Source organism: Streptomyces sp. NRRL B-1347 (assembly GCF_000720325.1).
In the GTDB taxonomy this organism is placed as follows: domain Bacteria; phylum Actinomycetota; class Actinomycetes; order Streptomycetales; family Streptomycetaceae; genus Streptomyces.
In genome coordinates, this window is sequence record NZ_JOJM01000068.1 from 31768 (window position 1) to 43163 (window position 11396).

At 71.9% G+C, this 11396-nt stretch carries 9 protein-coding genes; 5 read left to right on the forward strand and 4 right to left on the reverse strand.

The features are described 5' to 3' along the window. The first annotated feature begins 157 nt into the window (after positions 1-157). From aspS to IG74_RS0136970, 4 genes are all read left to right on the forward strand, one after another. The gene (gene aspS, locus IG74_RS0136955; protein WP_030686379.1) at positions 158-1939 is read left to right on the forward strand and encodes an aspartate--tRNA ligase; all 1782 of its coding nucleotides are present in this window, start codon (positions 158-160) and stop codon (positions 1937-1939) included. Between the two features lie 210 nt (positions 1940-2149). Beyond that, the gene (locus IG74_RS0136960) at positions 2150-2734 is read left to right on the forward strand and encodes a TetR/AcrR family transcriptional regulator (RefSeq protein WP_030686380.1); all 585 of its coding nucleotides are present in this window, start codon (positions 2150-2152) and stop codon (positions 2732-2734) included. A 110-nt stretch (positions 2735-2844) separates the two neighbouring features. Continuing rightward, a complete protein-coding gene (locus IG74_RS0136965) occupies positions 2845-5055 on the forward strand; it encodes a hypothetical protein (protein ID WP_030686382.1) in 2211 nt (736 codons plus the stop codon). Between the two features lie 70 nt (positions 5056-5125). After that, positions 5126-6703: an ABC transporter substrate-binding protein gene (locus tag IG74_RS0136970; protein ID WP_030686384.1), complete on the forward strand. Its 1578-nt coding sequence runs from the start codon at positions 5126-5128 to the stop codon at positions 6701-6703. 2 nt (positions 6704-6705) lie between these two features. Here the strand turns inward: IG74_RS0136970 and IG74_RS0136975 are convergent, their stop codons facing one another. Together IG74_RS0136975 and IG74_RS0136980 are read right to left on the reverse strand one after the other, a co-directional pair. After that, positions 6706-6903: a hypothetical protein gene (locus IG74_RS0136975; protein WP_030686386.1), complete on the reverse strand. Its 198-nt coding sequence runs from the start codon at positions 6901-6903 to the stop codon at positions 6706-6708. 139 nt (positions 6904-7042) lie between these two features. Further along, positions 7043-7912: an NAD(P)-dependent oxidoreductase gene (locus IG74_RS0136980; RefSeq protein WP_030686388.1), complete on the reverse strand. Its 870-nt coding sequence runs from the start codon at positions 7910-7912 to the stop codon at positions 7043-7045. 117 nt (positions 7913-8029) lie between these two features. Between IG74_RS0136980 and IG74_RS0136985 the strand changes: the two genes are divergently transcribed. Beyond that, a complete protein-coding gene (locus IG74_RS0136985; RefSeq protein ID WP_030686390.1) occupies positions 8030-8617 on the forward strand; it encodes a TetR/AcrR family transcriptional regulator in 588 nt (195 codons plus the stop codon). Positions 8618-8694: 77 nt separating this feature from the next. Here the strand turns inward: IG74_RS0136985 and metG are convergent, their stop codons facing one another. Next, positions 8695-10323 carry a methionine--tRNA ligase gene (gene metG, locus IG74_RS0136990; protein ID WP_030686394.1) on the reverse strand — a complete coding sequence of 543 codons (1629 nt, stop codon included), beginning with the start codon at positions 10321-10323 and terminating at the stop codon, positions 8695-8697. 38 nt (positions 10324-10361) lie between these two features. Beyond that, the gene (locus tag IG74_RS0136995; protein ID WP_420710005.1) at positions 10362-11054 is read right to left on the reverse strand and encodes a VWA domain-containing protein; all 693 of its coding nucleotides are present in this window, start codon (positions 11052-11054) and stop codon (positions 10362-10364) included. Positions 11055-11396 lie beyond the last annotated feature (342 nt).

Here is an 11396-nt window from a genome sequence, read left to right on the forward strand (position 1 = left end):
TGGCGGGGTTGCGCCCCCGCCGTACCGCTTCGCTCGATTTCGCGGCTGCGGGCTTGCTGCGGCTGGGCGCGCAGTTCCCCGCGCCCCTACGGGGCGCTCACAAACGGTAGCCTTGCCAGCTAGTGTCCCCCGATCTCGAAAGACTGGATGAACGACGATGCATCGGTACAGGTCCCACACGTGCGGTGAGCTCCGCGCCTCTGACGTCGGCGCGGACGTCCGGCTGAGCGGCTGGCTGCACAATCGGCGCGACCTGGGCGGCATCCTCTTCATCGATCTCCGCGACCACTACGGCATCACGCAGCTGGTGGCCCGCCCCGGCACGGCCGCCGCCGAGGTCCTGGACAAGCTCTCCAAGGAGACGGTCGTCCGCGTCGACGGCAAGGTCGTCTCCCGCGGCGCGGAGAACGTGAACCCGGAGCTGCCCACCGGCGAGATCGAGATCGAGGCCACCGAGGTCGAGGTGCTCGGCGCCGCGGCCCCGCTGCCCTTCACGATCAACGCGGAGGACGGCGTCAACGAGGAGCGGCGCCTGGAGTACCGCTTCCTGGACCTGCGCCGCGAGCGCATGCACCGCAACATCATGCTGCGGTCGGCCGTCATCGCCTCGATCCGCCACAAGATGGTGGCCCTCGGCTTCAACGAGATGGCGACGCCGATCCTCACCGCGACCTCCCCCGAGGGCGCGCGCGACTTCGTGGTGCCGTCCCGTCTGAACCCGGGCAAGTTCTACGCCCTGCCGCAGGCGCCGCAGCAGTTCAAGCAGCTGCTGATGATCTCCGGCTTCGACCGCTACTTCCAGATCGCGCCCTGCTTCCGCGACGAGGACGCGCGCGCGGACCGCTCGCCGGGCGAGTTCTACCAGCTCGACGTCGAGATGTCCTTCGTCGAGCAGGAGGACGTCTTCCAGCCGATCGAGAAGCTGATGACCGAGCTCTTCACGGAGTTCGGCAACGGCCGCGAGGTGACGTCCCCCTTCCCGCGCATCCCGTTCCGCGAGTCGATGCTGAAGTACGGCAACGACAAGCCCGACCTGCGCGCCAAGCTGGAGCTCGTCGACATCACCGACGTGTTCGAGGGCTCGGAGTTCAAGGCCTTCGCGGGCAAGCACGTGCGCGCCCTGCCGGTGCCGGACACGGCCGGTCAGTCCCGGAAGTTCTTCGACGGCCTCGGCGAGTACGCGGTCGAGCACGGCGCCAAGGGCCTGGCCTGGATCCGCGTCGGCGAGGACGGCGCGTTCGCGGGCCCGATCGCCAAGTTCCTCACCGAGGCGAACGTCGCGGAGCTGACCAAGCGCCTCGGCCTGGAGGCCGGCCACGCCGTGTTCTTCGGCGCGGGCGAGTTCGACGAGGTCTCCAAGATCATGGGCGCCGTCCGCGTCGAGGCCGCCAAGCGCGCGGGCCACTTCGAGGAGGACGTCTTCCGCTTCTGCTGGATCGTCGACTTCCCGATGTACGAGAAGGACGAGGAGACCGGCAAGATCGACTTCTCCCACAACCCCTTCTCGATGCCCCAGGGCGGCATGAAGGACCTGGAGGAGAAGGACCCGCTGGACATCCTCGCCTGGCAGTACGACATCGTCTGCAACGGCATCGAGCTGTCCTCCGGCGCCATCCGGAACCACGAGCCCGAGGTCATGCTCAAGGCCTTCGAGATCGCGGGTTACGAGGCGGAGACCGTCGAGCAGGAGTTCGCGGGCATGCTGCGCGCGTTCCGCCTCGGCGCCCCGCCGCACGGCGGCATCGCGCCGGGCGTCGACCGCATCGTCATGCTCCTCGCGGACGAGCCGAACATCCGCGAGACCATCGCCTTCCCGCTCAACGGCAACGCCCAGGACCTGATGATGGGCGCGCCCACGGTCCTGGAGGAGGCGCGGCTCAAGGAGCTGAACATCGCCCTGCGCAAGGCTCCCGCCAAGGGTGAGCAGGCCGAGAAGTAAGCCTCGGTAAGCCTCTGGCTCAGGTAAGGGGGTTCGGGACCTTGGCGGTCCCGGGCCCCCCTTTCCGTTCGGGCCCTATTCGTCTGGGGCTTCGCCCCTTTCCCCCTTCGTCGGCGCTTCGCGCCTCGTCCTCAAACGCCGGACGGGCTGGATCCCTCCTCCGGTAGCGTTACAGTACGGATGTACTGTTCCTGCCTCGTAGGAGGGTCCATGGCCGCCGCCGAGCCCCGTCGGCGTGATCCCGCGCGGCGCGTCGAGGAGATCGCCGCCGCCACCGAGCGCGTCATCGCCGAGCGCGGCGTCGAAGGGCTCACGCACCGGGCCGTCGCCGCCGCGGCGGGCGTGCCGCTCGGCGCGACCACGTACCACTTCGCCACGAAGGACGACCTGATCGCGGCGGCCCTGCGCCGGTCCGTCGACCGGTTCGCCGCGTACCTCGACGAATGGGTGGCGCGGCGGCCGGAGCTCACGCCCGAGCAGCACGCCGTGCTGCTCGCCGACGCGGTCCTGCCGCCGCTCGACGGGCCCGAGCGGGCCCAGCAGGTGGTGGACCTGGAGCTGTACCTCGCGGCCCTGCGCCGGCCCGCGCTTCGCCACATCGCCGAGGAGCACCAGGCGCACATCCTGCGGGCCCTGGCCCACTACACGGACCCGGACACGGCCGCCGCCGCGGGCGCCGCCCTGATGGGCATCAGTCTGCGCTCCCTCGCCTCCTCAAGCCCTCCGTCCCGCGCCGAGGTCGAGGCGATCCTGCGCCGCATCCTCACCCCGAACCCGGCGCTCACCGGAGCCTGACGGCCAATCATGACGTGGCGGGGTCTCCTCAACTCCCCCTCCCAGCGCATACCCTGACGGCCAGTCACGCGGCGGGGCGCGGGACGGAATCGTGACGCTTCGGGGGACCGGTGTCCGACGACCTGGGATTCGGCAAGCTGCTGGACGACGACGGCCTGATCGCCCGGCTGCTCGGCAAGACGGCCAAGGGCCGCAACCGCCCGCTCCTGTACGGGCCCGACCTGCCGGTGGTGCTCCTCACCGGCGGCCCCGGCATGGGCAAGGGGCGGCTGTTGCGCTGCGTGCGCGACGAGTTCGGGCGCTATGTACCGGCCGCGCACGTCGACTGCGCGGCGCCCGCCTTCCGCGACGGCGCCGACCAGCGGCTCAGCACCCGCTCGGAGGCCACGGAGGTGCTGCGGGAGCTGGCCGTCCAGTTCGGCGCGTGGAGCGGCGACGGCGGGGCGATCGCCGTGCCGCGCCTGTACGCGGGCCTGGTGGCGGTCGCCGCAGGTGACGCCCTGGCCAACCCCGCCGACGGCCTGGGGGAGGTGCGCAGGTACGACGACCTGCTGCCCAGGGGCTCGTTCTGGGGCGGCGTGCTGCACCGCGCCTTCCGCGCCTACCTGGCCGCGCTCGGCGCGCTCCTCGTCGCCCAGCCGCTGGCCACCCCGCTGATCACCTCCATACTCGACGAGCTCTTCGAGCGGACCTCCGCCGAGGGCAAGGCCGCCCTCGAAGCCTGTTACGGCTCCTACTCGGGCGCCGCCGGACACCCCCGGCTCGGTCTGCACGCGCTCAGCGTCGACTTCCAGCAGGGCGGCGAGGCCCGCGCCAACGCGGAGAGCTTCCTGTTCCGGGCCCTGCGCGAGGACGTCGAGGCCGCCTACACCTCCGTACGCGGCCGCATCGCGCGGGCCGGACGCCCCGTCGTCCTGCTCGACCACGCCGACAACGGCGTCGGCCGCCGGCTCCTGAGGTCCGTGCTGCTCGACCGCGAGAGCGGCCACCACGACCGCGTGGTCGTCCTCGCCACCGCGCGCCGCGCGGACGGCGGCCGCTTCCTCTACCGCTCGCCGGACGCGGCGGAGGGGGCCGAGGACGGCCCCGCCGTCTGGGGCCCCGCCGACGGCGGACTGCCCGGCTGGGCGCGAAGACAGGGCGGCGTTCCGGGCCTGGTCGCGCCCGCGCGCGGCGCGCTGCTCGTCCGGATGCCGCTGTTGACCGCCGAGCAGCAGAACCACGAGCTGGCCCGGCTCCAGGGGCACGGCCACGACACGGGCCACCAGCCGGGCGAGCACGCCGCGCGGCTGCGCGTGGAGAGCGCCGTGCACCGGCTCGGCGGCGGCCGCCCCCGGTTCGTCACGCGCCTCGGCGAGGCGACGGCCGCGCTGCGCGTCCCCGACCCCGCCGCGCTCACCGACTGGGCCCTCCTCGACGCGCCGGTGCGCTCCCGGGAGACGTCCGACGCGCCCCCGCGGCCCGTCGCCGAACTCCTCCTCGACGACCTGATCGGGCGCCAGCTCCCCGAGGAACTGCCGCCCGAACAGCACGGCCACTGGCTCGACCTGCTCAGCCACCTCTCGGTCGCGCACACCGGGCCGTGCGCGCAGCGCCTGATCAGGGCCCGGCAGGGCGACCGGGACGAGCGCCTGTCCGCGTACCGCGTCGCCGAACTCCTCCAGGACAACGGCTGGCCGCACTGCCCGCACCACTTCATCGGCGACCGCGGCCTGCGCCACCTCCTGATGCGCCGCCTGTACGGGATGACGGACGGGCCGGAGCGGGGCGGGGTGTGGCGCGCCGACCACGCGCTGCTGCGGGACCACTTCGGGCCGCCGCCCCCCGACGCCGGGGCGGACGCCGCCGACGAGCTGTTCGGCTCGGCCGCCGCGCACGCCGCGCACCACGACCTGGCCGCCCACGGGGCCGCGCGGGCCGTCGACCACCTGACGCGGACCTTCCCCGGGCGGGACCCGCGCCGGGCCATGGCCGACTGGTGCGGGGAGCTGCTCGCCATCGCGGGCGCGCCCTGCGAGGCGCCGCTCGCGGGCACGCCCGACGACCGGCACGCCCGCGCGCGCGGGGAGGCCCCGGCGGCCGACGACGACGTGCTGCGCCGCCGCGTGGACCGGCTGCTTCACGCGGTGTGGCTGTACGAGGACCGCACGGGCCCGGTGGACCCGGCGGTCCCCGCCACCTGGCGACAGCTCCTCGACCGGCTCGGCGACGAGCCGGTGCCGGGCATCGAGGTGCTGTCGCGCACGGCCGGGGAGTGGGCCGGACGGGCCCGGGAGAGGCAGCCGCTGAAGCCGTGCGCGTGCACGCGGCACATCGGCTGACGGGCCGGGCGGACACCACGGGGCGAGCGCGGGCGAAGGGACGTCGGATGGCGGGGCGAAGGGGGCGGCGGTGCTGAACTGGCTGTACAACCACGTGTGGGCCACGCGGCTCAAGAAGGCCGTCACGATCCTGGTCGTGGCGGCCGTCGGGACCGCCGTGGGCATCCTGGTGCCACCCGCCGTCGGCGGGCCCGACCACTGCGCCGACGGCGTGCGGAAGCACGGCGGCGAGTGCGTCGGCGTCAACGGCTCCGGCTACGACTTCGGTACGCCCGAGATCGCCAAGGTGAGCGACGCGATCGCCGACGAGAACCGGCGGATCGACGGCGAGCCGCACGTCACCGTGGCGATGATGCTGCCCCTCCAGCCGGAGTCGGACGCCGAGCGGGGGCAGCTGCGCAGCGACGTCCAGGGCGCCTACCTCGCCCAGTACCGCGCGAACCGCACCGAGCAGAAGCCGCTGATCCGCCTGGTCCTCGCCAACCCTGGCCGGAACTACGCCCAGCAGGCCCGCGTCGTCGACGACTTGGCGGAGCTCGCGGACGACGAGAAGCACAACCTCCGCGCCGTCACCGGCTTCAACCTGAGCCTGCGGAACACCGTCGACGCCGTGGACCGGCTCACGAACGAGCTGCGCATCCCGGTCCTGATCAGCCGGGCCAGCGCCGACGAGCTCGCCAACGTCGAGCGGCGCGAGGGCAAGCCGCGCTTCCCCGGCCTCGCCCGGGTGATCCCCACCAACCGGCAGCAGGCGGCGGCCCTCGCCGCCTTCCACCACGGCCTTCGCGACGAGGAGACGGTCCTGGTCAAGGACACCCGCCCGGACGACATCTATGTGGAGTCGCTCGCGCGGGCGTTCAGCGGGGACGAGTCGGGCCCGGCGGGCGCGAAGGACCAGGAGTTCACCTCCCCGTCCATCGGCGACCCGGGCGAGACCGGCAACGACTTCTCACTGATCGGCCACAACATCTGCCAGTCCCGGGCGAAGGTCGTCTACTTCGCGGGCCGCCCCGTGCACTTGCGCCTGTTCGCACTGAAGCTCGCGGAGGTGCCGTGCCGGGGCAAGCGGTACACGGTGGTGAGCGGCTCGGGCGCGGCGACCCTCGACCGGTACATGAGCGACGCGGACTGGCGGAAGCTGCGGGGCGAGGCGAGCGCGAAGGAGCCCACGGTCACCGTGCAGTACACCGCCCCCGGACACCCCGACGCCTGGTCGCGGGCGCTTGCGGGGGCGAAGGACCGGCCCGCGCATCTGACCGAGCCGCAACGGCAGTTGACCGAGCTGCGCGCGCTCACCGACCGGCAGGGCGCCGGTGACATCGGGCCCGTCCGCTACGACGACTCGCGCACGATGCTCGTCCACGACGGCGTGCGCACGATCGCGGAGGCCGTCTTCCTCGCCAACGCCCGGTCGGCCGGGGCGGTGCCGCCCCGCGAGCGGGTCGCCGCCCAGTGGTCCCGTCTGGAGTCCGCGCACCGGGTGGCCGGAACCAGCGGGTGGGTGTGCCTGACCAACGCGGGCAACCCCTACGACAAGCCCGTGGCGGTGGTCGAACTCGATCCCCGCACCCGCAAGCTGAGGTTCGTGGGGCTCGGGTGGCCCGAGGGACGCGCCCAGCCGCGCGACTGCGTCGTGCCCAGCGGCTGACGCTACGCGGCTCTCGTCGGGGATTCCTGGTGGTCCGCGGCCTCCGCCGCGGCCCACTCCGTCACCAGGCGTTGGTACTCGCGTCGCTGGTCGGTGCTCAACCGCCCGCCGCAGCGCAGCCACAGCGCACGGATCTCCTCATTCACCTCGTCCGCCGTGCGCCGGGGGCGCCGCGTCTCGGAAGCGGGATTCGTGGCCATGCTGTGAAGCGTACGTGCGTGGGGGTGAAGAGGGAGTGAGTCCGGTCACGAAGTGATCAACAGCTCATTGACGGGGTAGAGATCAAGCCACTCGTGCGGGCCGTCGGCGCCCGGCCCGCACGCCCCGGCGGTCAGGCGGTCAGGCGGGCTTCTTCAGGAGTTCCACCAGCCTGCTGAAGCTGTCGGCGCCGTGACCCGCGTCCGCGCCCCGCCGGAAGGCGTCCAGGATGGCCTGCGGGAACGCCGTGTCCACACCCGCGTCCGCGTTCGTGTGGACGACGTGCTCCATGCTCGCCAGGCCCATCGAGATGCGGTCGACGTCCCCTTCGTGGTTGCCCGCGTCGATGCGGGGAGCGTAGAAGTCGATGAACTGCCGCATGCCCTCATGGTTGGCGGCGACGTACGGAGCCATTTCCGCGGCCGTGATGCCGTGCGCGCCGGCGAGGGCGACGGCCTGCCAGTAGGCGAGCATCGCGGGCCAGAAGACGACCATGTTGAGCTGGTACATCAGGGCCGCGATGCCCGGGTCCTCGCCCCGGTAGTCCGTCTTGCCGGTGATGACCTCAAGGGCCGCGCGGTGCGTGTCGTAGGCCTCGCGCGGGCCGCTGTAGAAGGTGGACATGTCCGGGCTGCCGATGGTGGGCGGCGGGGACAGGACGCCGCCGGTCAGATGGGTGCCGCCGAGCTCCGTCACCCAGCGGGCCGCGGCGCGGGCCTTCTCTGGCACGTCGGAGCTGAGGTTCACCAGGACGCGGCCCGCGACCGCGTCCTCGGCGCCCTTGAGCGCGGTGTACATCGCGTCGTAGTCGATCAGGCTGAGAACCACCAGGTCATTGGCGCGCAGGGCCTCCTCAGCGGTGGCGGCGAGCCGGGCGCCCCGCTCGACGAGCGCGGCGGCGCGCGAGGGGGTGCGGTTCCAGACCGTGACCTCGTAGCCCCGGTCCAGATAGGCGCCCGCCATGGCCTGCCCCATGGGGCCGAGTCCGATGACCGATACGGAGTGTGACATGAGTGTCCCCTGTTTCAACGAAGAGTGACTAGAACGAGCGCTCTATCTAGAGGCCGGGAGTAACGTAACACAGGACTAGAACGAACGCTCTACTTAGGAGATGGGTAAGGTGGCGGGATGAGTGAGTACAGCGCGCCCCCCAGCACGCGTGAGCGGATCGTCGTGGTCGCCGCGCGGCTCATCCAGCGCCAGGGCTACGTCGGCACCGGCATCAAGCAGATCGCCAAGGAGGCGGAGGCCACCCTGGGCTCCGTCTACCACTTCTTCCCCGGCGGCAAGGAAGCCGTGGCCGTGGCCGCGATCAAGCACGGGGAGAAGGAGTTCGGCTGGCTCCTGAGGGACGCCCTCGACCCCGAGGACGACCCGGCCGCCGCCATCGAGGCCTGTGCCGTCCAGCTCGCCGTCGGCCTCAGCGAGTCGGGCTGGACCGACGGCTGCCCCATCACGGCCGCCGCCCTGGAGACCCTGGGCACGGACTCGGAGATCCAGCGGGTGTGCGGCGAGGCGCTGCGCGGCTGGGAGAACATCGTCGCTGAGAAGCTGCTGAGCTGCGGCTTCGCGGAGACCGACGCGCGCGAGGTGGCCACGACCGTCATCAGCGCCCTGGAGGGCGCGGAGGTCACGGCACAGGTGAGCCGCAGCGAGGAGCCCCTGCGGGCGGCGGGCCGGCAGCTGGCCCGGCTCGTCGGGACGTACCGGAACTGACCACGACGAGAAGCGACGAGAAGGGCCCGGAACAAAGTGTTCCGGGCCCTTCTCGTGTGCTCTGCTGGAGGAGGCGGCTAGGCCTTCTTCGGCTCCTCAAGACGCGGGAAGAGCACCGCGCCCTTCGTCACCGTCGAGCCCGCGGGCAGCAGGCCCCAGGCGCCGGCCCCCTGGACCTGCTGGTCCGCGAGCGCGCCCAGGGACGCCTCGGCACCGAGGGAGTCCCAGAGCTTCTGGGAGGTGTCCGGCATGACGGCGTTGAGCAGCACGGCGACGCCGCGCAGCGACTCGGCGGCCGTGTAGAGGATGGTGGCGAGGCGGGCCTTGCCCTCGTCCGACTCGTCCTTGGCCACCTTCCACGGCTCCTGCTCCGTGATGTAGCCGTTGACCTGCTTCACGAAGTCGAAGACGGCGAGGATGCCGCCCTGGAAGTCCAGGTCTTCGCCGATCTTCCGGTCCGCCGCGGCGACGGCCTGCGCGAGGCCCTCGTGCACCGCGGTCTCCGCCGGGCCGTCCGCCGTGGCCGCGGGCAGCGCGCCGCCGAAGTACTTGCCGACCATGGCGGCCACGCGCGAGGCGAGGTTGCCGTAGTCGTTGGCCAGCTCGCTGGTGTAGCGGGCGGTGAAGTCCTCCCAGGAGAAGGACCCGTCCTGGCCGAAGGCGATGGCGCGCAGGAAGTACCAGCGGTAGGCGTCGACGCCGAAGTGCGAGGTCAGGTCCTGCGGCTTGATGCCGGTCAGGTTCGACTTCGACATCTTCTCGCCGCCGACCATCAGCCAGCCGTTCGCGGCGATCTTGCCGGGCAGCGGGAGGCCCTGGGCCATCAGCATGGCGGGCCAGATGACCGCGTGGAAGCGGAGGATGTCCTTGCCGACGAGGTGCACGTTCGCCGGGAAGGTCTCGCCGAACTTCGCCGGGTTCTCGTTGTACCCCACGGCCGTGGCGTAGTTGAGCAGCGCGTCGACCCACACGTAGATGACGTGCTTGTCGTCCCAGGGCACCGGGACGCCCCAGTCGAAGGTGGACCGCGAGATCGACAGGTCCTGGAGGCCCTGCTTGACGAAGTTCACGACCTCGTTGCGCGCGGACTCCGGCTGGATGAAGCCGGGGTTCGCGGCGTAGTGCTCCAGGAGCCTGTCGCCGTACTCGCTCAGCTTGAAGAAGTAGTTCTCCTCGCTGAGGAGCTCCACCGGCTTCTTGTGGATCGGGCAGAGCTTCTGGCCCTCGTACGCGCCCTCGCCGTCGAGGAGCTCGCCCGGGAGCTTGTACTCCTCACAGCCGACGCAGTACGGGCCCTCGTAGCCGCCCTTGTAGATCTCGCCCTTGTCGTAGAGGTCCTGGACGAACTCCTGCACCCGGTCGGTGTGCCGCTTCTCCGTCGTACGGATGAAATCGTCGTTCGCGATCTCCAGGTGCTCCCAGAGGGGGCGCCAGGCCTCCTCGACGAGCTTGTCGCACCACTCCTGCGGCGTCACGCCGTTCGCCTCGGCCGTGCGCATGATCTTCTGACCGTGCTCGTCCGTGCCGGTGAGGTACCACACCTTCTCGCCGCGCTGCCGGTGCCAGCGCGTGAGCACGTCGCCTGCGACGGTCGTATAGGCGTGGCCCAGGTGAGGAGCGTCGTTTACGTAGTAGATGGGGGTCGAGACGTAGAACGCCTTCGCGTTCTCGTCCGCTCCCTGCTTCTCGGATCCAGTGGCCGCCATGGTCGAAATCCTAACGGCCCAGAGAAGATCGACTCACCTCACGGCCGCGGGTGCCAGGTGGCCAGGAGGCCGTCGTAGAGCTGCTTGTCGGTGAGCTCCTTGGGGGCGGGGCCCGCGAGGAAGTGGGCGGCGTTGTCCGCCTTGAGGCGGCGCAGATAGTCGAAGGCCTTGCTGTCCTCGTCGCCGAAGGCGACGAAGGAGAAGAACAGCGGGTGCCGGGCGGCGTCCGCCAGGGCCTGGGTGGCGGGGCCCTTGGTGTCCGGGGCGCCGTCCGTCTGGAAGACCACCAGGGCGGGGCCCTCGCCGTCGGTCTTCTCGTAGTGGGCCACGACCTCCTCGACGGCACGGTGGTAGCTGGTGCGGCCCATGCGGCCGCAGGCCGCGTGCAGCTCGTCGACGCGGTTCTCGTGGTCGGCGGGGGTGAGGGTGCCGGTGCCGTCGATGTCCGTCGAGAAGAAGACGACGTGGACGGTGGCGGTGGGGTCCAGGTGGGCGGCCAGGGCGAGGGTCTGGTCGGCGAGGGCCTGGGCGGAGCCGTCCTTGTAGTACGGGCGCATGGAGCCGGAGCGGTCCAGTACGAGGTAGACGCGGGCGCGGGTGCCCGTCAGGCCCCGCTTGCGCAGGGCCGCGCCCGCCGCCTTGTACGCCGGAACGAGCCCAGGGGCCCGCCCCTTCACCCTGGCGAGGCTGACGGCGGGCTTGGCCGGGGCTTCCACCTCGGGCTCCGCCACGGCCCGGGGCTCCTCCGCCACCGGGGCCTCTGTGGCCTGAGGCTCCTCTGCGACCGGGGCCTCGGTGGCCTGGGGCTCCTCCTCCTCGGGAGTCTCTATGGGCGCGGGCTCCGCTGGGGTGGAGTCTGCTTCACGGTTGCTCGGCACCTGGGGCTGTGCCCACCCCTCCCCAAGCTCTCGGCTTCGCTCGAGCAGGGGATGCCCCACTCGCCCTGCGGGACGATTGCCCACAGCGGCAGCGGCAGTCTCTTCGGCGGGGGCCTCCGCCTCGGGGGGCGTCACGGGCTGTGACTCTTGGGTGCCCTCCAGGGGGGTGGGCTCCGTGGGGGCTTCGCTGGGGGG